Here is a 23,056-nt window from a genome sequence, read left to right as displayed (position 1 = left end):
ATATGCCAACAACAGAAAGTAAAAAATCCTTATTTAAAAAACTAATTGCTATTATTTTAGGTTTCGGACCTGGTATTTTTGCTATTGGTTATACCATTGGTACAGGTAGTGTAACTTCTATGATTGTTGCAGGAAGTAAATTTGGAATGCAATTATTATGGGTACTTTTATTAAGTTGTATATTTTCTGGTATTTTAATGTTTGCATATGGTAACTATGCTTTAATTACGGGAGAAACAGCACTGTTTGGATTTAAAAAACATTTAAAATTTGGTAAAGCTTTAGCTATTTTAATTATTATTGGTATCACCTTTGGTCAATGGAATTCTTTAATGGGAATTTTAGGAATTTCAGCAAATATTATTTTTGAAATATTAGTCGTAAATTTTGAAGGTTTAATTCCTTATAAATATGAAACTGTTTTAGCAACTGCAACTATAATAATAGTAATTTTCTATTTACTAATGTTAGTTGGTAAATATACTTTTTTCGAAAAAATACTTGTAATATTTGTTACTTTAATGGGCTTATCTTTTATTTTGTCTTTATGTTTTGTACAACCACTTTCTGTAGATGTAATTAAAGGCTTAATACCAACAATACCAGAAGTTCCTGGAGGTAAAATGTTAGTAGCTGCTTTTGTTGGTACCACAATGGCTTCTGCTACTTTTTTATCGAGACCACTTTTTGTAAAAGGAAAAGGTTGGACTATTAAGAATTTAAAACAACAGAAAAAAGATTCTATTACAGCGGCAGTTTTAATATTTATAATTAGTGCTACAATTATGGCAGTAGCTTGTGGAGCTTTATTTCATGAAGGCAAAATTGTTACACAAGTTTTAGATATGGCAAATACATTAGAACCAGTTGCAGGTAAATGGGCGGTAAGTATCTTCTTTTTTGGTGCATTAAGTGCTGGTTTATCTTCAATTTTTCCATGTTTACTAATTGCGCCATTGTTAATTGCAGATTATCAATCTGGAACACTAGATACTACTTCTCGTCAGTTTAGAATAATAACAGCAATCGCTTGTTTAGTCGCTTTAATTGGTCCTGCTTTTGGTGCAAATCCTATTGAAATTCAAATACTATCTCAAGTTTTTAATGTGTTTGTATTACCAATTGTAGTTCTAGCAATAATATTAATGCTAAGTAGTAAAAAAGTTATGAAAGAGTATAAAACAAGCCTTGGCGTTTACATTGGTTTGTATGCTGCATTGTTTTTCTCTTTAATTATTTCATATAATGGTGTTCTTGCTCTTTTAGAATATTTTTAATGCTATTGTAAAATAAAAACGAAACAAATTGATTGAAATATTTAACCAAATAAAAATTAATTAAAGTGAAAATAAGTTTAATAGACGAAAATTCTAATAGGTTAACGCAAAATATTATCATCTGTAATATTAGAGATTTTATTAATGCTAAAAATTTAGAAAGCGGAGACAAACTACCTTCAGAAAGAATAATGTCTGAGCGGTTTAATGTGAAAAGAAATCATATTAGAGAAGCAATTAGAAAGTTAGAATTTTACGGTTTGGTAAAATCAATGTCTCAAAGTGGTACTGTTTTAACAATTGGTTTAATAGGCTTTAACGGTATGGTAGAAGAAATTATTTCTTTAGATGCACCTTCTTTTAATGAACTTGTAGAAACTAGAATCTCTTTAGAATTAAAGACTGTTTGGTTAGCTTCTAAAAGACGTACAGAAACTGATTTACAAAATATAGAAGATACTTTAAATGCTTTTAAAGCTAAAATTTCTGTTGGAGATGATTATTTAGAAGAAGATTTATTATTCCATTTAGCAATAGCTAAAGCTAGTAAAAACAACACAATGGTGTCTTTAATGCTGTTATTAATACCACCAATTTTAAAGACTTACGAAAGAGATACTGTTTGTGAAGGAGACTTAGTAATTACAGAAATAGAAAAACATGAAAACATTTTTTTAGCAATAAAATCTCAAAATCCAGAATTAGCAAAGGAAATGATGAATGCACATTTTTATAAATTATCAAACCACATAAAAAATAAAGATTAAAATGAAAACAAACAATTCAACAACATTAGCAATACTAATAGTTCTATTAATATTTAGTAATTGTAAAAATAATAGCAAGAAAACTGACACATCCATAATTAATAACGAAATTAAAAAAACCGTTTACGCAAGTGAAGTAATTCCGTTTTTTGATCATTGGAAATTAATTTTAGGAGATGGTTCTAATGCTGGTATTGCTAATAATTTTGAGAATAAAGATTTCTTTTACACTGAAAATGATGGTGAAAATAATTGGGTTGTTTTTAAAGCTCCAAATGGCGGAGACACTCACGGTACATCAAACAATACAAGAACTGAGTTAGCACAGACTAAAAAATGGTATCCTAAAACCGCTGATGATAAATTAACTGCAACTCTTAAAGTAATGAATGTTTCTGCAACTGGAGATGCCCGTGTAGCAGCTTCTCATGCTGTAGTAGTTGGTCAAATTCATAGTGCAGACAAGCATGAAAATGAGCCTCTTAAAATATTTTACAAAAAGTTTCCTGGTCAAACAAAAGGTTCTGTATTTTGGCATTATGAAATTAATACAAAAGGTGATGATAATTCTTTAAGATGGGATTATTCTTCTGCTGTTTGGGGAAATAACTTTTCTGTTGTTGGAACTGATGAGAACACCTATCCTAAAGAACCAGAAGACGGTATTGCTTTAGGTGAAGAGTTTAGTTATGAAATTGAAGTTAAAGGTGGAATTATGTCTTTAAAATTTACAAGTGAAGGTCATGAAACTAAAACATTTACAAAAAACTTAATAGTTTCTGAATATACTAAAAAAGCAAACATACCAGAACAAACACAAAAATTATTTGTACCAATAGGTCAAGATGGTGTTGAGCGTGAAGCTGCTTATTCTGGTGAAGGTTGTTTTTTTAAACTTGGTGCATACAATCAAACAAACGGAAAATCTCCTAAAATTAATAAAAACTGGTGTTCTAGAGCAGAAACTCATGGTGGAGATATTCAAAAACAATATGAGGATGGAAATTATGCTGAAGTTTGGTTTAAGAAAGGTAGTATATCTATAAGTAAAACTGCAGTATCTAATGAAGGTTATTTTACTAAAAACGATTAATTCAATTAATTTATAATAATATGGATAATAATAAGTTAGCTGGCAAAAACATACTTATAACTGCTGGTGCTCAAGGAATTGGAGAATCTATCTCTAGACATTTTATAGACAGTGGTTCTAATGTTGCTATTCACTACTTTTCTAGTGCAGATACTGCAAATAAATTAGTAGAATATGCGCTTAGTAAAGGACAGAAAGCAATTGCTATAAGTGGAGATTTAACAAAGGAAGAAGATGCCAATGCTATGGTAGAGAAAACCGTAACAACCTTTGGTGGTCTAGATATATTAATTAACAATGCAGGTTCACTTGTTGCGCGTAAAATGCTAAATGATATGGAAACTGATTTTTGGCATAAAGTAATGGATATAAACCTTACTTCTATGATGTTTGTATCTAGAGCGGCAGCAAAATATTTAGGAAAAAATAAAAATAGTAGTATTGTTAATTTAGCATCACTTGCAGGACGAAAAGGTGGGCATCCGGGATCTTTAGTTTACGCAACAAGTAAAGGAGCAATTTTAACCTTTACCAGAGCATTATCTACAGAACTTGGCCCACAAGGTACTAGAGTAAATGCAGTTGCGCCAGGTCTTATTCTAGGCACTTCATTTCATAATACACACACAACAAAAGAATCTGCAGCAGAAACAACAGCTGGTATACCAATACAAAGAGCAGGAAATTCTGCCGATGTTGCTAGGGCTGTATTGTATTTGGCTTCTGAATATGATGGTTTTATAACAGGTGCTACACTAGATATAAATGGTGGAGTTTACAACATGTAATTAACATTAAATAGCATGTAGTTATCCCTAAAACTGCATGCTTTTTATAAATATTAAACTTACCTTCTTCCTAAAAACTTCGTAAATACTTTAGTGAAAAATTAATTTATTTAATAAAACATTTATGTTCGAATTTAAAACATCTATTACAAATAAAGATAAAGTACAATTACCTTTTTTATTTGATATAGAAAAATGCTTACAGAAACTAGAATTTAACATTAGATAAATTTAAATACTATAAAGTAATTCAGCTTATAGCATCTGTATATTTGGTAGATAATTCTTTGCTATTTCCTCCTCTTTAAGAAGATTACCCGGATGGTTCTTTGACTGATTGGTTAGATTCTCTCTCTCTTAATAAATCTCCTTATTAAAAAAGTGTTTTTTAAACTTTTTAGAAGAGCACAACTATAACTTTAGTGCGATCATTAGGATTAGCAACAAAATCTGAAGTTAGAAAACATATAGATCCTACTTTAGGTCTAGAAATAGAAAAATTAGTTATCCGTAAAACTATTACTATGTTTAAATAATGATGAAACGGTCTTTAATTTAAATGATACAAGTGTAAACATGAAACTAGGAAAATGTTGGTTCTTAAAACTCTTAGACTCTTATTAGGTAATTAATAACGGAAATGAAGAACGCATTAATTTAACCATAGATATGATTCCGAATAAATGAGTAAGAGACATTCTGAAAAATGTAAATAATATTATATTTTTTAAAACGTACACCTATAATTAAAAAACCTCCGAAAGTAAAAACTCACAGAGGTTTATTATATAATGTATTTTATCTTCTAATTTTCTATTAATATTTTCTTAGAAATTATTCCCTTCTCTGTTTTAATATTTGCTATGTAAATAGTAGTAGAAAGGTTCTTTATTTCTAATCTGTATTGAGTTTTAGATTCCGTAGTTATAAAACTCTTTACTTTCTGCCCTAATAAGTTAAATAAAGTTATCTTTTCTATACTTAAGTTGTTCTTGTTTTCAATTACCAACTCATTACTATCTTTATCTAAGAAAACTACTATTTGACTTTCTATTACAGGATTGTTTACTTCTTCTGTACTTAAAACTTTCCCCTCTTTAAAAACAATGGCAAAGCGATCTACATGCTTTCCTTTATCTAATTGTAAGGCAACTTGATTGTTTGTTATAGAGTAAAATTTATTATCTAACTTATCTTTAACAAACATGTTTTCTGTTACTTTATTAATGTCATCAATTTTTAAAACAACAGTACCTTTAGAGTTCATTGTAATTTCAAAAGGTATCTCTAAAGAAGTAGAAATATTTTCAACTCCAGCAATTACATACTTACTATCATTATTAGAAAACTTCCAATAAATATCTGTTGCACCTAAATCGTTTATTTCACTATCGTAGCCTTTATCAAAACTAAAACTATTGTTAGGGCTAAATGAAACACCTATTTGGCGGTGTAAAGATTTTCCTTCTTCACTCACAAAATCCATTCCTAGTTTTATTAGAGGAAGTCTATTAAAGTCTCCTTTATCGATAACCTCTTCTTGTGTTTTCTTAGCTGTTTTAAAGAAAACAGCATTTCCAGAGTCTTCTGTTATATATTGTCTTTGGCTATTATTAAAAACAATATTTCCTCCAGTAGCGCTTCCTCCAATAAAGAATCCTTGCCCCACAGGAATATACGTTCCTGGCGTTTTAAAGACTGTACTGTCTGTACCACTAGAAGGTGCACAAGAAATATCCCCATCATCATCGCTCATTACAATGTAGTCTAAATCGATATTATTTGTATCTAAAGATTCGAACCTAATAACAGAACCAACTATAACACATTCATTAATAGTAAATGTTGTATAATTAGAACTTGCTGGTAAATTGTACGTATTAACTACATTATTATCTACCTTAAAAATTAATTTTTTCCCTGTAGCAGATTTATATTTCACTTTAATTACATCTGTTGCTCTAGTAATAGCATTGAACTCAATAAAATGAATATTTGTATTTAATCGGATAGGTTTCTCTATGTCTTCTACTATTAACAAACCACTTGTAGTTGCACTATTTGATTCTAAAGTAATATTAAAAGCACCAACTGCTGGTTTTAAACCTGGTACAGACATAGAAAGATTTAAAGTAGCATAACCACCAACATAACCTGCGTAATTATGACCACTTGTCTGAGTAGAAGTATTTTCTTCACCTACATGGTCCCAGAAATACAAACTACCATCTATAGAACTTAAATTATCTTTAATAAATTTTAAACCATTTAATGCAGATGGAAATGGGTTTCCTAATAAATAAGAATCATTAGCACCAACCATTGTTGTTTGGTTTCCATCATTAGGACTCCCTACAAAAGTATAATTTTGAGCTAATTCTGGTCCTTTAAATATAAAACCATCTGTTGTAGCAATTGTTCCACTTTTATATTTGTGTTCATATCCAGATCTATTTCCGTTTGCACTAGCAAAAGTATAAATCCAATAATCTGCTATATTAATAGGCGTACCAGTACTACCATCATAACCACCAACAAAGTTAATATTTCTAGCAATGTTAGATGCTCCTTGACCAACTATACCTGCATGACTAATTGAAGTTGTACCGTCTTTTAAAACACTTTCTATACTGTAAGTTCCTGCACCAATTGTTGTAACAGGAGAACTCATATAATTATATCTATAAACATTTGCTAATTCTGAGTTCTGCTCTACATATAATTTACCTTTTCCTGTAACATCTGCAACACCAGAATGTGTCTGTATAAACTGACTTTTACCTACTAAGCGAATCTCTGCATTAGCAGCAATATTTACATTATTGGTAACTACTAATAACTGACTGTCTAAAGATAAAATATTTGAACCTTCTATTTCTAATTTACGAGCACTTAACCTTGCATCTTTATGTTCATAGTTTTCATTTACGGCTACATATCTAGATCTATCAGGAAAACCATTGTTCCAAGTTGCACCTATTCTTGTCGTTTTTTTAATTCTATGCAACCCTAATAAAGTATTTGCTTCTGTATTAGAACTCTCAATTTCCGAAATTAAAGGATCATGAGGATGTCTTTCTGCATTAGTAACTAAATACTCATAAGGATCTAAAGCGTCATCTATAAACACAACCCATTCGTTTGATGTATAAGTTTTGTTAGGAATTAATACTTCATCTATTCTTACATATGAGGTTTTATCTGCAAAAGCTTCTATTACATCATATCTATTTTTATATGAGTTTACACCGTTAAGTTTAGATAAAGTAATAATATCATTAGCACCAGCAAGCGATGTTAATTCATTATTAGTAATTATTCTTGTAGGATCTGAATTATTAAAATTAGTAATAGAACCATTAGAAGAATTTCTGAATAAAATAGATTTACCGGGTGCTAATACATCTGTAAACGTATATGAAACTGTTGGAATAACACCTGTTTTATCACCTAATGTATTTTTATATAATTGAATACTAATTAGATTTTCTGCAATACTTTTAGTTGTGTGAATGTTCGTAATTTCTATCCATTTTTCATCACCAAATTGATATACTTGCGTAATCATTGGAATACCATCATCTGAAATATCTCTATAATCTACATCACCAATTGTTAATACATCACCATCTGTATCTGTAAAATTATCTGTCTGCGTATTATCATATTCTCCATTAATATCTGTGTAACCTAAATCTACATTACCAGTTTCTGCAAGATTATTTAATCCGTTAATTCCAAAAGTTCCAGTAGAAGCTCCATTTCCATCGTTTGGTAAACCAGCTCCAGATTCATCAACATCAAATAAACCGTCGCCATCTGAATCTAAATCTAAGAAATCTGGAATAACGTCTGAACCTACACTTGCAGAAACATCTGTATTAACTGCGATTAAACCAACTGAACCTATTCCATTTAGAAGCCCCGTTGAAGTCATATCATATGCATCATCTAAACCATCTTTATCTGTATCGTTTCCTGAGGGTTGAATATAATCTATTGTAGATTGTGCTTCGATATTATCTGGAATTCCATCATTATCTGCATCTAAATCTAAATGATTAGCAATACCATCATTATCTGTATCAAACACATCTGGAATACCATCTGCATTAGAATCTGTATAATTAGTTGTAGAGCTATCTCCTAAATTTCCATCATCAGAATTATCTTTATAATTAGGAATACCATCACCATCTTCATCTCCATTAGGTAAGTTACCACCAGCTTCTGCTGTATTTAAAATACCGTCATTATCTGCATCAATATCTAAATTATTTGGAATTCCATCTTTATCTGTATCTAAAATATCTCTAAAATCAACATCACCTGTTCCCGGAAAATCGTTGTCCTCATCTCCGTAAGCAGCATCTAAAGTAGCAGCATCTATTACTTTATTTCCGGCACCTAAACCATCATTTACAGTTGAACCTAAAATACTTGAATCATCATTATCATCAAAAGCATCATCTAAGCCATCACTATCTGTATCTATACCAGAAGCTACATTATCTACGTCTCCATTTTCTGCAATATCTGCAATGCCATCATTATCTGAGTCTAAATCTAAATAATCTGAGATTACATCATTACTTATATCTGTATTTACTGGAATAAGACCAATACCATCTACTTCATAATTATCATCTACACCATTATTATTTGCATCTGTAATAGTAGAACCTACACCACTTGGAGCAATATATGTTGCAGAAAGTTGTGCTTCTATATTATCTGGAATACCATCATTATCTGAATCGATATCTAAATGATTAGGAATACTATCTAAATCACTATCTAAAGGTACATTACCCGCAGCTGCAGAAGTAGGAATACCATTAGAACCTGTATTATCTATATTATTATCGTCATCATCTGCTAAACCATCTTTATTTACATCTACACCACCAGCCTCAATAACATCAGGAATTCCATCGTTATCTGAATCTAAATCTAAATGGTTTGGTATACCATCTCCATCGATATCACTAGTACAATTTAATCCGTAGCCTATTGAATAGAAAAATGTTGGTCCGCTTACTAATTGAGAAATCTCTATAACATTTGTTGCAGCAGAGTACCAAATTACTTGGTTAAATTGAGGATCATCTGCATCTATACTTAAATCTTCGAAAGCTGCCGTTTTAGTTCGCTTACCCTGAATACTAAAATTTCCTGTTGAAGATATAAAAATTCTTAGAGATAGGAATGATGGATCTTGGTTTTTATAATTTAATGACCAAATATTTGAATTTCCGTTTTTTCCAAAATATGTATTATCAGATGCAAAATGAATTAAAGACTGTCCGTCTAATTTAGATCCAGGGTGAAACTGAATTTCATTTTGTACTAAACGAATACCATTTATAATTAAATTAAAACTATTATCTAAAGAAGATACATCTATTATATACCCATCTGTAGATCCGTTAATATTAAAAGCTTTAGTAACACCGCTATTAACAACCATAGTAGTGTATTCTAAACCGCCACATTCTAATGTATCTAAAATACCATCATTATCATCATCTAAATCTACAACATCAAAAAGTCCATCTCCATCAGAATCTACCGGACAAGAATTTAAAGTACTGTCTGTTACTGCTAGTTTTGTACCTGTATAACCGTTACTCCCTTGAACTACTCCATCAGAATCAATACTTGTTCCATCTATAACTCCGTTATAATTATCATCTAAAAAACCAGCTTCTATTGTATCTGGGCAACCATCGTTATCTGAATCTATACTTAAAAAATCTAAAACACCTACAGTAGTTTGTTTTGGTATTAATTTAGTACCAGAACAGTTTGTTTGGCTTGTATTAGTTATCGTATATTCTACCCCGTAAATTCGAGCAAATTCTTGATATGTTTCTAATTTTATATAATCTGTATTAGCACTAACAGTATAATCAAATGAAATTGGCCCATTTGAACTTACATTCTTATTATAAACTTTATTAACTTCATTATTTCCATTTATATCTGATTGGCTAAATCTAAAACTTGAGGTACCCGAACTTGCTCCTAAAGATATTTTTAATTTTGTTCCTGCAATTAAAGTTTGAGGAAAATCTAAAACTAGAGAATATGGGTTTGACCCAGGATATGAGGTTGGACCCGAAGCATAAGTATTACCAGGAATTCCAATTGCATTATTTGTATTTGTAAAAAAAGTTGATTTTGTAACTGCATTTGCATAATCTGTTACTACAGAAGTAGTACTAACCTTACAATATTCATCATAAGAGTCTTTTACACCATCATTATCTGAATCCTTTAAATCATCTGAAAGACCATCTTTATTTGCATCTATACCACCTGCTTCAATAATATCATAAATACCGTCATTGTCAGAATCTAAATCTTGACTATTAGGAATACCATCTCCATCAAAATCTCTTCCTGCTACTGGCCCATCCACTACAGTACAAAAACTTACAGCAGTAATTGCTGTGGTAACTGTATTGCCTGTGCCAAAAGTATTGTCTTGTTGCTTACCTGTTCTAATTACAATGGTATCTACAAAACCTCCTATTTTAAAATCAAAAGTATTTTCTTCAATTCCTGTTCCTCCTCCATTTTGATGCCCTACAATTTGGTTAGGTTTTATAAATTCCCAATTTGAATTATTAAAAGTACTAGGTTGAAAATTACTAAAGTTAGATTGATCTATTACAATTTCTACACCATTATTAAACGCAGTAATTTCATAATAATCGTTACCATTTATTCCTTCTGAAATAAATGAGAAATCTGAAACAGATTGAGGGAAAGCAATTGTTATGGTTGCATAATTTCCTGTAGATAATTTTGCTGTATTAACAGGTTGAAAGTAAATGAATTCTCCTGTAGAAGGATCATTTTGAACTTGAATACCATTACCGCTACTAACAAATTGTGCGCTTCCACTAAAAGCTACATCAACATTAAATGCACCATTAGAAAAACCTGTTAGAGGTAATTGATTTTGCAAATTAGTATTTACTGCATATGCAGACGGAACTCTCGTACTATTAATAGTAGATCCATTTGTACAATTAAGAGTACCTCCATCTTCTATATAATCTAAAATACCATCATTATCATCATCTAAATCTATAGCATTTACAATACCATCTCCATCAGTATCTGTACTAGACTGAGAAAAGGTATTTATTGAAAATAAAAGAAATAAAATGAGGACAATTTTATTAGAACGTATTATATCCCCAAATAATATCGTTTTTTTTAAATATTTATACATATTTTTTTTTAAAAAATTATAAATGTAAAATAACATATTTCACATTCTTAATGTTTATTTTATGACACCTCTTTCTCAAGGAAGTCACAATACTAATTTACTGATTTTCAAACAAAAACATCATCTTAATTTATTCTAGATGATTAAAAAGTGCCTTTGATAAGACGTATTATTTCCCAATTAATATCATTTTATGATTATTATTTTTACTTACCAAACATTTTTTTTTGGGTGCGCAAAATTAATATAATTTCCATATATAATTGTTAACAAAATAATAATTTAACTTGTAAAATTTATTGCGCTTTTAAGTTAGTATTATCCCTACAATACGTACGTTTAAAATTACTCTTTGGTTTTTTAAAACAAAAAAAAGAGCAATAAAATTGCTCTTTTTTTTGTAAATAACGCCTATACAATAAATATCAACAAATTTTATGTATATATATTTTTACACGTTAAATCTAAAATGCATTACATCTCCATCTTTAACAACGTATTCTTTACCTTCTACTCTCATTTTACCAGCTTCTTTTACTTTTGCTTCAGAACCATAAGTAGCAAAGTCTTCATAAGCAATTGTTTCTGCTCTAATAAAACCTTTTTCGAAATCTGTATGAATTACTCCTGCTGCTTGTGGTGCAGTAGAACCTATAGGAATTGTCCAAGCTCTAACTTCTTTTACACCTGCGGTAAAATACGTTTGTAAGTTTAATAATTTATATGCAGAACGAACTAATCTAGAAACACCTGCTTCTTCTAAGCCAATATCTGCCAAGAACATTTGTCTTTCTTCGTAATCATCTAACTCTGTAATATCTGCTTCTGTACCTACTGCTAAAACAATAACTTCTGCGTTTTCATCTTTTACAGCTTCTTTTATTTTATCTACATATGCGTTACCAGAAACTGCAGAACCTTCATCAACATTACAAACATATAACACTGGTTTTAAGGTAATAAATTGCAATGGTTGTACAAATTCCATTTCTTTTTCTGTAAATTCTAAAGTTCTTACAGAAATCCCTTTTAATAAAGTTTCTTCTATTCTAAGTAAAACTACTAATTCTGCTTGGGCTTCTTTGTTACCTGTTTTAGCAGTTCTTTTTACACGCTCTAAACGTTTTTCTACTGCTTCTAAGTCTTTTAATTGTAATTCTATATCGATTGTTTCTTTGTCTCTAACAGGATCTATAGAATTATCTACATGAATAATATTATCATTATCGAAACAACGTACAACATGTAAAAGTGCATCTGTTTCTCTAATGTTTGCTAAAAACTGATTTCCTAAACCTTCTCCTTTACTTGCTCCTTTTACAAGACCAGCAATATCTACAATTTCTACAGTAGCAGGCTGAACTCTTTCTGGAACTACTAATTCCTCTAACTTTTCTAAACGTGTATCCGGTACATTTACAACTCCTAAATTTGGCTCAATTGTACAAAAAGGAAAGTTAGCACTTTGCGCTTTTGCATTTGATAAACAGTTAAATAAAGTTGATTTTCCTACGTTTGGTAATCCTACAATTCCAGCTTTCATGTATAAGTAAATTTAAAGAACAAAAAGAATTAACTTAAATTAAGTTAATCTTTCATAAAATTTCAGAATGCAAATATAATAATTTGTTAAACTTAAATGTCTTTTTATTAAGGAATAAAAAAATGCGATACATTTCCTAAAAATAAAAATTCTATGAATAAAAAACGACTCTTAATTTACCTAATATTCTTTGTAAATCTAACTCTTTCCGCACAAAAAAAATCGGGTAAAATATTTGTAAAGAACACAAACATACCAATTGAAAACGTTGCTATTGCTACTAATATAAATACAGGAACTACTTCTAATAAATATGGAAAGTTTAATATTGACTTAAAAAATGTAAAAACAATTACTTTTTCTTTTTTAGGTTATGAAACACAAACTTTTTCTGTGAATCAATTAAAAATATTAAATTTTACTGTTTATTTAACCGAAGAAGTAAATCAATTAAAAGAGATTGAATTAAATATTGCTAAAATTTCCTTAGAATCTTTAGTTTCAAAAACTGTAGACAGTATGAAAAAGAATTATATTTCTGAAGCTGTAAAACAAAATTTCTATGTCTACGAAAAACAAAAAATGGATTTTCAGCAACTAGAATTAGATTTAAAATCTAGTTCTTTATTGAGTCGAAAAAACAGAAATTTAGCACAAAGCGAATTAGAAAAATTCTCAAAAGATATAAAGACTAAAAGTCCGGAATTTGTAAAAGAATTTAATGGCGATATCTCTTCAAAAGAAGTTTTAAACACAAAAAACAACAAGAAGCTTAAAATTAAAAGAGTAAATGGCATTATTGGTTATAAGAAAAATGCCATTGGTAAAGATCTAACGATACATAATATTCAAGAAAAACTTCAAAATATAATTTTAAAACATTTAAAGAATGATAAAACATATAAAATTAAAACAGGTTTATTTCAAGTAGAAGATTCTCTATCCTTTAAAGAACTAACTTTAAAAAGTGATTCTATAAAAAAAGAGAACTCATTTAACAAATATAGAATAACAAGTAATGCCATTGATGCTGAGAAAAAAGGCTTATTCTTTAATAATGAAAATGAATTAAACTTTTTAAATGGCAAATACTACAATCTTAAATTAGAAAAAAATGAAACTATTAACAGCCAAAAGGTATATGTAATTTCTTTTAGCCCAAGAAAATCTAAAGCTAAATTTTCTGGAAAAGTATATGTAGAACCTTATAGCTTTACTGTAAAAAAACTAATTTACAATTATGCAAAAGGAAAAAGAGGAGAACATATAAACTTAAAATGGTTGTTAGGTATTAAATATTCTGAAAACGAAAATACTACTTTACTCCTCTATGAAAAGAATCATTTAGGTAAAGTGTATGCTTCCTATTTTAAAAATACTATTAAAAACTACGCATATATAAATAGACCAATAAAGTTTATTGAAAATTCTAAAAAGAAAGAAAAATTAAAATTTAATATTAAAGTTGAATTAATAATGAACGAAACAAACGAGATTTTACTAAACAACACAGTTCTTGTTGCTAAAGAATCTATTTTAGATTTTAAAAAAGGAGATTTTAAGGAATCTAAAAAGTATATTTCAAAAGAAACATATCTAGCTTCTAATTGGAAGAACAGAAAATTAATTGAAGATTATTTGAAAAAATATCAATAAAAAAATCCCGAGTATAACACTCGGGATTTTTTATTATAAATTAGTATTTCATGCTAAAAAAATAAGAAAACCTTATTCGTTATGCATAAAACGCTGTTTTTCTAACAACTCTTCTTCTGTTTCTACATTGTCTTCATCTGGCACACAACAATCTACAGGGCAAACTGCAGCACATTGTGGTTCTTCATGAAAACCTTTACATTCTGTACACTTATCTGCAACAATGTAATATATTTCATCAGAAATTGGTTCTTGATCTTCGTCTGCGTTAACAGCTTTACCGTTTGGTAACACTGCTTTTCCTGTTAAATCTGTTCCTTGCGAATATTTCCAATCATCTGCACCTTCGTAAATTGCAGTGTTAGGACATTCTGGTTCACAAGCTCCACAATTTATACATTCATCTGTTATTATAATTGCCATAATTTTCTTTTGTGTTTTGTACCTTTGCAATTGCAAAAATAACGCCAATAATAGTTACAACCAAAATAAATGGATAGTATTCAAAATAGAATTACTGCTTTTGTAAAATTAGGTACCTTTTTAGGTCAGTTTTCTGTAGAAAACATAAAAAAAGCAGCTAATATTGAGCATAATGATTTATTTTTTGATGGCTTTAAACATCAAATTAAAATTGCGCAAGAAAATAACTCTTGGTTTACCCAAGAAAATATTTTATTTGCCTTAGAAAGTTGGTCTAAATCGTTAACAAAAAACAATTTAGAAGAATGGATCTCTAAAAACGAAATAAATATTGAAAATCCAAAAAAGGTAGCCATTGTTATGGCTGGAAATATACCTATGGTTGGTTTTCATGATTTTTTATCTGTTTTAATTTCGGGGCATTCAGTTTTAGTAAAACAATCTTCTAACGATAAACATTTACTTCCTTTTTTAGCGAAGTATTTAGAATATGTAGAAACTAGTTTTAAAGGAAACATAACTTTTACAGAACAAAAATTAGAAAATTTTGATGCTGTAATTGCTACCGGAAGTGATAATACTGCTCGTTATTTTGAATATTATTTTAAAAACAAGCCAAATATTATTAGAAAAAGTAGAAACTCTGTTGCTGTTTTTAATGGAAAAGAAACTGAGGAAGATTTACAAAAATTAGCAGAAGACGTTTTTACATATTTTGGTTTGGGCTGTAGATCTGTTTCTAAGATTTATGTACCAAAAGGATATGATTTTAACAATTTCTTCAATGGTATGTTTGTTAAAAAAGACATCATTAATAATGCGAAATACGCCAATAATTACGATTATAATAAGGCCGTTTATTTAATGAGTTTGTTCGATTTGTTAGAAAACGGATTCTTAATGATAAAGGAAGATGAAAGCTACTCCTCTCCTATTGCCACAATTTTTTATGAATATTATGACAATGAAATCGATTTAAAGATAAAGTTACACCAAGATAAAGATAAAATTCAATGTATTGTTGCCAGAGATTTCTTAGAAAACGAAATTGCTTTTGGTGAAACTCAAAATCCACAATTATGGGATTATGCAGATGGAGTTAACACGCTAGAATTTTTATCAAAAATATAGAACAACACAACAACTAACTATAAAATGAAAAAACATAACTTTAGTGCAGGTCCTTGTATTTTGCCACAAGAAGTATTACAAAAAGCTTCTGATGCAATTCTTAATTTTAATGATGACAATTTATCTCTTATCGAAATATCTCACAGAAGTAAATCTTTTGTTGCTGTTATAGAAAAAGCGAGATCTTTATCTTTAGAGTTATTAGGCTTAGAAAATAAAGGTTACAAAGCATTGTTTTTACAAGGTGGTGCTAGTTTAGAGTTTTTAATGGTTGCCTATAATTTATTAAACAAAAAAGCTGCGTACTTAAATACTGGTACTTGGGCAGATAAAGCTATTAAAGAAGCAAAAGCTTTTGGCGAAGTTGTAGAAGTTGGGTCTTCTAAAGACAAAGGCTACAATTATATACCTAAAGGTTATAAAATACCAGAAGATGCAGATTATTTTCATTGTACAAGTAACAACACGGTTGCAGGTACTCAAATAAAAGAGTTTCCAGAAACGAATGTTCCGTTGGTTTGTGACATGAGTTCAGATATTTTTTCTCGCCAGTTAGATTTCGAAAAATTCGATTTAATTTATGCTGGTGCACAGAAAAACATGGGACCTGCAGGTGCTACTTTGGTTATTATTAAAGAAGAAATTTTAGGAAAAGTAGAAAGACATATTCCTTCTATGTTAAATTATCAAATTCATATAGATAAAGACAGTATGTTTAATACTCCTTCTGTTTTTGCCGTTTATGTTTCTATGTTAACATTACAATGGTTAAAAGATTTAGGCGGAATTAAATTTATTGAAGAAGTAAATAATAAAAAGGCAGCTCTTTTATATGCAGAGATTGATAGGAATCCTCTTTTTAAAGGAATTGTAGCAAAAGAAGACAGAAGTACTATGAATGCTACTTTTACATTAACAGATAGTTCTTTAACAGAAACATTTGATAAAATGTGGGTTGCTGCAGGAATTAACGGTTTAAACGGTCATAGAAGTGTTGGTGGTTACAGAGCAAGTATGTACAATGCTTTACCTTTATATAGCGTGCAAACTTTAGTGGATGTAATGCAAGAATTAGAAAGAAAGAAAAAATTAATATAAATGTTTAAGTATTTAAAAATATAATAGTTTTTAAATATTTAAATTTTGAATGTTTTGAATAGATGATGAAAATATTAGCAAATGATGGAATTTCTCAAAGCGGAATTGACGCTTTAGAAAAAGGAGGTTTTGAAGTACTTACAACAAAAGTTGCACAAAATCAGTTAGAAAATTATATCAATGAAAATAATATTGATGCAATTTTAGTAAAAAACACAACACAAATAAGACAAGAATTAATAGATGCTTGCCCTAGTATTAAATTAATTGGTCTTGGTGGTGTTGAGATGGATAATGTAGATGTAGACTACGCAGAAGACCAAGGTTTGCATGTAATAAATACACCTACAGCTTCTTCTAGCTCTGTTGCAGAATTAGTTTTTGCTCACTTATTTGGTTTGGCAAGATTTCTTCATTCTTCTAATAGAGAAATGCCTTTAGAAGGAGATACTCGTTTTAAAGAATTAAGAAAAGCGTATTCTGATGGAATAGAGCTAAAAGGAAAAACAATTGGTATTATTGGCTTTGGAAAAGTTGGCCAAGAAGTAGCTAAAATTGCTTTAGGTTTAGGTATGAATGTAGTTGCAACCGATAAAGTTGTTACGAGCGTACCAATAGCAATTGAGTTCTTTAACGGACAAAAAATAACGATTAATATCGATACAATTACTAAAGATGAATTGCTAAAAGAAGCAGACTTTATTTCTTTACACGTACCACCACAAGACGATTACATAATTACAAAAAGTGAAATCGAAAAAATGAAAGATGGTGTAGGTATTATAAACACTGCAAGAGGCGGAATTTTACACGAAGTAGATTTAGTACAAGCTATAGAAAGTGGTAAAATACAATTTGCTGGTTTAGATGTTTACGAAACACAACCAACACCAGCTGTTCAATTATTAATGAACCCAGAAATTTCTTTAACACCCAATATTGGTGGAAACACTAAAGAATCTCAAGAAAGAATTGGTACCGAATTAGCACAACAAATTATTAAGCTTTTAAGCTAAAATATGGCAATTGTAAAACCTTTTAAAGCCGTTAGAGCGTCTAGAGATAAAGTAGCAATGGTTTCTTCTAAATCATACGAAATTTATACTCCAGAAATGCTAAACTCTAAATTAGCTTTTAATCCTTACACATTTTTACATGTAATTAACCCTGGTTATAAATATCATAAACAAGATGTTCGTGGAGAGCTTCGCTTTAAATTGGTGCATAATCGTTATTTAGAATTTAAAGAAGATCAAATTTTTACACAAGATAAATTAGCTGCATTTTATATTTATCAGAAAAACACAACTACAAATTCTTTCTGCGGTATAATTTCTGCGACTTCCGTAGAAGATTATCATAATAATATAATTAAGAAACACGAAGGAACTTTAAAAGAAAGAGAATTATTATTTGAAAACTACTTAAAAAACACTGGTTTTAATGCAGAACCAGTGCTATTAACGTATCCAGATAATGCTGTTATTGCTTCCATAATTAAAAAATACAAGCAACAAAGAGCAGAATACGAGTTCTCTACAACAGATAAAGATTCTCATTTACTTTGGGTAGTGAATGATGAGGAAGATATAAAAAAAATAATTGCAGCTTTTAAAGATATCGATACCTTATACATAGCAGATGGCCATCATAGATCTACGTCTTCTTGCCTATTAGCAGAAAGATTGGCAGAAGAAAACCCAAACCACACTGGTAATGAAGATTATAACTTTTTTATGAGCTATTTGTTACCAGAAAGTGAATTAAGTATTTACGAATTTAATAGATTTATTAAAGATTTAAATAACTTAACACCTCAAGAGTTTTTAATGGAACTCGACACTTTTTTCAGGATAGAAAATAGGAGTCAAGAATTATATAAACCAAAAGAAAAGCATCATTTTAGCATGTATTTAGATGGTGAATTTTATTCATTATATTTACGTAAATCTGTATATAATTTTACAGATAGTTTAAGTAAATTAGATGCTCATATTCTTTACAGTACCGTTTTAAAACCAATATTAGGTATAGAGGATATTAGAAATGATTCTAAAATTGTTTATTCTCAAGACAAATCTGATAGTTTAGAGCTTAAAACTAAGGTAGATTCTGGTGAGTTTAAAGTTTCTTTTGGTATGCTGCCAACAACAATAGAAGAAATAAAAGACATTGTAGATGCTGGCTTTTTAATGCCTCCAAAAACAACTTACATAGAACCCAAATTAAGAAGCGCTTTAACCATTTATGAATTCTAATATGATAACTAAAAACTTACAACATATAAAAGCTAGTTTACCAGAACATGTAACTTTAGTTGCAGTTTCTAAAACTAAACCTGTAGTAGATTTACAAGAAGCTTATAATGCTGGACAACGTATTTTTGGTGAGAATAAAATACAAGAAATGGCAGAAAAGTTTGATGTTTTACCAAAAGACATAAAATGGCATATGATTGGTCATTTGCAAAGTAATAAGGTAAAATATATGGCTCATTTTGTTGATTTAATTCATGGAGTTGATAAATTAAAAACGCTAAAAGAAATAAATAAGCAAGCAAAAAAACACAATAGAATTATCAATTGTTTACTACAAGCCAAAATTGCTAAAGAAGAAACTAAATTTGGGCTATCTTTTGAAGAAATTGAGAGTATCTTGCAATCGAATGATTTAACAACATTAGAAAACATAAAAATTGTTGGTTTTATGGGAATGGCAACATTTACAGAGAATCAAGAACAATTACAAGAAGAATTTTTATTATTAAAAAACTTTTTTCAAAAACATAAAACAGCCAATAAAAGTGCTAATTGTGAGCTTACTATTCTTTCTATGGGAATGAGCGCAGATTATAATTTAGCAATTGAAAATGGAAGTACTATGGTTCGCGTAGGAAGTTCTATATTTGGTAATAGAAATTATAATTAATAAATTGCCACTTAAGAAAAAGAATTTGTACGTAATACTAGATATCGAAACCACCGGAGGAAAATTTAATGAAGAAGGCATTACTGAAATTGCCATTTATAAATTTGACGGACATAATATTGTAGATCAATTTATTAGCTTAGTAAATCCTGAAAAAGAAATTCAGAAATTTGTTGTGCAACTTACAGGAATTAACAATAAAATGTTAGTAAATGCACCAAAGTTCTATGAGGTAGCCAAAAGAATTATAGAAATTAGTAAAGATTGCACGCTAGTTGCACATAATTCTTCTTTCGATTACAGAATCTTAAGAACAGAATTCGATCGTTTAGGTTACGACTTTAACAGAAACACACTTTGTACCGTAGAATTAAGTCAGAAATTAATTTTAGACCAACCATCTTACAGTTTAGGTAAACTAACAAAAGCATTAGGAATTCCTATGACAGATAGACATAGAGCTTCTGGAGACGCTTTAGCAACTGTGCAATTATTTAAATTACTACTAGAAAAAGATATTAATAAAACCATTATTCAAGATTCTGTAAAGTATCACGATAAAAGAGTTGAAAAAGAAAAATATCAAAAATTACTAGAAGCTATGCCTAAAGAATCTGGTGTATTTTACATTCATGATTCAGAAGGAAAAGTAATATATCTAGGACGAGGAAAAAATATAAAAACAGAAGTAAACAAACTGTTTTTAAAAGAAACTAAAAGGGCTGTAAAAATACAAGATAGAGCAGAATCTATTACTTATGAAAAGACAGGTAATGATTTATTTACACGTTTAAAATATTACTTAGAGTTAGATATTTTATCTCCAAAATTTAACTTTAAAAAAGTAAGAAAACCTTTTTTACAAGATTTTAATAGTGAAGATTTTATAATTTTTGATAAAGGAAGAGAAATAGAAGAACATGCTGTTATTCTTGTTTTAAACAAAGAGGTATTTGGTTATGGATACACAAACTTAGCATATCAAGAAAATAGATTAGACATTCTTAAATCTATTTTAACACCAATAGAAGACAAAAGTTTAGCAAAAGCAATTGTAAAAGATTACTTAAATAAGAACAATGTGCAAAAAATTTTACGCCTAGAAAATGAAAAGTAAGCTACTATTAATATTCATTATTTTATACACAGCTGCATTAACTTCACAAGAAGACAAGTCTTCTAAAATGGGGCAAACTACACTAGAGGAATTAAAAATGACTGTTTATGAAAAAGATTCTACTGCAGGTGCCGTAGTTTTATATGAACATGCAAATGTATATTTAGATACAGAGAATAATAATGAAACAAGAACAGATTTTTATTATCGTATAAAGATATTAGACAAATCTGCTTTTAACTTATCTACTGTAGCATTAAGTATATACAAAAAGAAGAGAATAAAAGACTTAAAGGCAATTACTTATAATATTTCTAACGGAAAAATTCAAAAAAATATTCTTTTACAAAGCGCAGTTTTTACAACGAAGGAAAATGAAAACTGGTCTACAAAGAAATTTACACTATCAAATATTAAGGTAGGAAGTGTTATCGAATATAGTTACAGCGTACTATCTCCATACTCTGGTATAGAAGATTGGCCTTTCCAATCTAATATTCCTAAAATTAAAAGTGAGTTTGACGCTGCTGTTTTAGGTAATTATAAATATAATGTTCGAATTATTGGGTTCTTAAGTCTAGACAAAAACGAACCTTCTGTAAAGAAAAAGTGTCTTTTTATAGATGGTTTAGGTCATGGTGCATGCGCTATCTATTCTTATGGAATGTATAACGTACCTGCTTTTGAAGAAGAGTCTTACATGTTGAATAAGAAGAATTATTTATCGAGATTATCTTTCGATTTAGAATCTTTTACAAGCCCTAAAGGACCAGTAGAAAAATATACAACTACCTGGGAACAAGCAGATAAAAAACTTAAAAGTGTATTTTTCAACAATCAAACTTCAAAGAAAAATTATTTTAAGAAAAGAATTCCAGACAGTATTCTAAATACAGAGAACAATTTAGAAAAAGCAAAAAAAGTTTATTCTTTTATTCAAAATCATTTTACTTGGAATAAAAACTATTGGACTAATGAAGACGCAAAAGTAAAAAAAGCCTTTGATGAAAAGATTGGTGGAGTTGATGAAATAAATATCTCTCTTTATAATAGTTTAAAAGCAGCAGATTTAGACGTAAACTTAGTTGTTCTGTCTACAAGAAACAATGGTATTCCAACAAAACTGTATCCAATAATATATGATTATAATTATGTAATTGTTAGAGCTGTAATAAATGATAAAGAATATTTTTTAGACGCTACAGACAAATTTATTCCGTTTGCAGAATTACCAATAAGAACACTAAATGGTGAAGCTAGAATTATAAATTTTGATAGTAAAGGAAGTTGGGTTACTTTAAAACCAAATAAAACATCTGTAAGAACCACAATTGCTAAATTAACTTTAAATGAAGAAAGTGAATTTAATGGGACTCTATTTATAAGAAGAGATGGGCATTACGCATATGATAAAAGAAAAAAAATAGCCAATGTAACAGAAGAAACTTATTTAGAAGATTTTGAATCTGAGAATATAGATTTAGAAGTTGAAAGTTATAAAAACAATATAATAGAAGATATTGAACTACCACTATTAGAAAATTTTAAAATAAAAATTATTAAAGATGAAAGTTTAAGTTCTAAAATTAGAATTAATCCTTTTTTGTTTGATCGTATAAAGGAAAATCCCTTTAAATTAAAAGAACGCTTTTATCCTGTAGATTTTGCATACCCAACAAAAAGAAACTTTTCTTTAAGTTTAGAAATTCCAAAAAATTACACAATTACACAGTTTCCAAAAAATAGGGCTTTTGCACTACCTAACAACGGAGGTGTATTTACGTTAAATGCTAAAATTAAAGATAATATTATAACTCTTTTTACAAGATTAAGTATTAAAAAAAGAATATATTCTAGTGATGAGTATTTTTCTTTAAAAGAGTTCTTTAAACAAATTATTATAGCAGAAAATTCTTATTTAATTCTTGAAAAGAAAAAAATAGAATAAAATTGATCTTTTGAATATTAAAACTATATTTTAGCGATAAG

Annotated in this window: 15 protein-coding genes; 12 read left to right on the top strand and 3 right to left on the bottom strand. The window is 29.0% G+C overall.

From position 1 onward, the window contains the following. The first annotated feature begins 2 nt into the window (after positions 1-2). The 4 genes from SHK09_RS10510 to SHK09_RS10495 all read left to right on the top strand — a co-directional run bounded on the left by SHK09_RS10510 (position 3) and on the right by SHK09_RS10495 (position 3,925). Positions 3-1,277, top strand: coding sequence for an Nramp family divalent metal transporter (locus tag SHK09_RS10510; protein ID WP_319810732.1), 1,275 nt, complete (start codon positions 3-5; stop codon positions 1,275-1,277). A 65-nt stretch (positions 1,278-1,342) separates the two neighbouring features. Continuing rightward, on the top strand, positions 1,343-2,044 hold the full coding sequence (locus SHK09_RS10505; protein WP_319810731.1) for a FadR/GntR family transcriptional regulator: 702 nt from the start codon (positions 1,343-1,345) through the stop codon (positions 2,042-2,044). Between the two features lies 1 nt (position 2,045). After that, positions 2,046-3,137, top strand: a complete 1,092-nt coding sequence (locus SHK09_RS10500) for a polysaccharide lyase family 7 protein (RefSeq protein WP_319810730.1) — start codon at positions 2,046-2,048, stop codon at positions 3,135-3,137. A 20-nt stretch (positions 3,138-3,157) separates the two neighbouring features. After that, positions 3,158-3,925 carry a glucose 1-dehydrogenase gene (locus SHK09_RS10495; RefSeq protein ID WP_319810729.1) on the top strand — a complete coding sequence of 256 codons (768 nt, stop codon included), beginning with the start codon at positions 3,158-3,160 and terminating at the stop codon, positions 3,923-3,925. An 805-nt stretch (positions 3,926-4,730) separates the two neighbouring features. Here SHK09_RS10495 and SHK09_RS10490 read toward each other — a convergent pair. Together SHK09_RS10490 and ychF are read right to left on the bottom strand one after the other, a co-directional pair. Beyond that, on the bottom strand, positions 4,731-11,171 hold the full coding sequence (locus tag SHK09_RS10490; protein WP_319810728.1) for a T9SS type A sorting domain-containing protein: 6,441 nt from the start codon (positions 11,169-11,171) through the stop codon (positions 4,731-4,733). Between the two features lie 451 nt (positions 11,172-11,622). Beyond that, on the bottom strand, positions 11,623-12,714 hold the full coding sequence (gene ychF, locus SHK09_RS10485) for a redox-regulated ATPase YchF (protein ID WP_319810727.1): 1,092 nt from the start codon (positions 12,712-12,714) through the stop codon (positions 11,623-11,625). Positions 12,715-12,867: 153 nt separating this feature from the next. Here ychF and SHK09_RS10480 point away from each other — a divergent pair, with 153 nt between their 5' ends. Next, on the top strand, positions 12,868-14,370 hold the full coding sequence (locus SHK09_RS10480; RefSeq protein WP_319810726.1) for a carboxypeptidase-like regulatory domain-containing protein: 1,503 nt from the start codon (positions 12,868-12,870) through the stop codon (positions 14,368-14,370). A 72-nt stretch (positions 14,371-14,442) separates the two neighbouring features. Here the strand turns inward: SHK09_RS10480 and SHK09_RS10475 are convergent, their stop codons facing one another. Continuing rightward, on the bottom strand, positions 14,443-14,793 hold the full coding sequence (locus tag SHK09_RS10475; protein ID WP_319810725.1) for a 4Fe-4S dicluster domain-containing protein: 351 nt from the start codon (positions 14,791-14,793) through the stop codon (positions 14,443-14,445). A gap of 69 nt (positions 14,794-14,862) precedes the next feature. On the opposite strand from SHK09_RS10475, the gene SHK09_RS10470 reads away from it, so the two are divergent. The 7 genes from SHK09_RS10470 to SHK09_RS10440 all read left to right on the top strand — a co-directional run bounded on the left by SHK09_RS10470 (position 14,863) and on the right by SHK09_RS10440 (position 23,015). After that, the gene (locus SHK09_RS10470; protein ID WP_319810724.1) at positions 14,863-15,924 is read left to right on the top strand and encodes an acyl-CoA reductase; all 1,062 of its coding nucleotides are present in this window, start codon (positions 14,863-14,865) and stop codon (positions 15,922-15,924) included. 24 nt (positions 15,925-15,948) lie between these two features. Further along, positions 15,949-17,022, top strand: a complete 1,074-nt coding sequence (gene serC / locus SHK09_RS10465) for a 3-phosphoserine/phosphohydroxythreonine transaminase (protein WP_319810723.1) — start codon at positions 15,949-15,951, stop codon at positions 17,020-17,022. A 65-nt stretch (positions 17,023-17,087) separates the two neighbouring features. Further along, positions 17,088-18,038: a D-2-hydroxyacid dehydrogenase gene (locus SHK09_RS10460; protein WP_319810877.1), complete on the top strand. Its 951-nt coding sequence runs from the start codon at positions 17,088-17,090 to the stop codon at positions 18,036-18,038. Between the two features lie 3 nt (positions 18,039-18,041). After that, positions 18,042-19,280, top strand: a complete 1,239-nt coding sequence (locus SHK09_RS10455; protein ID WP_319810722.1) for a DUF1015 domain-containing protein — start codon at positions 18,042-18,044, stop codon at positions 19,278-19,280. Position 19,281: 1 nt separating this feature from the next. Beyond that, the gene (locus SHK09_RS10450) at positions 19,282-19,950 is read left to right on the top strand and encodes a YggS family pyridoxal phosphate-dependent enzyme (RefSeq protein WP_319810721.1); all 669 of its coding nucleotides are present in this window, start codon (positions 19,282-19,284) and stop codon (positions 19,948-19,950) included. Between the two features lie 25 nt (positions 19,951-19,975). After that, positions 19,976-21,067, top strand: a complete 1,092-nt coding sequence (locus tag SHK09_RS10445; RefSeq protein WP_319810720.1) for an exonuclease domain-containing protein — start codon at positions 19,976-19,978, stop codon at positions 21,065-21,067. Beyond that, positions 21,057-23,015, top strand: a complete 1,959-nt coding sequence (locus SHK09_RS10440) for a hypothetical protein (RefSeq protein WP_319810719.1) — start codon at positions 21,057-21,059, stop codon at positions 23,013-23,015. Before SHK09_RS10445 ends, SHK09_RS10440 begins: the two co-directional genes overlap by 11 nt. Positions 23,016-23,056 lie beyond the last annotated feature (41 nt).

Source organism: Polaribacter sp. PL03, from assembly GCF_033875165.1.
In the GTDB taxonomy this organism is placed as follows: Bacteria; Bacteroidota; Bacteroidia; order Flavobacteriales; family Flavobacteriaceae; genus Polaribacter.
This window is presented reverse-complemented; position numbering and strand designations above follow the sequence as displayed.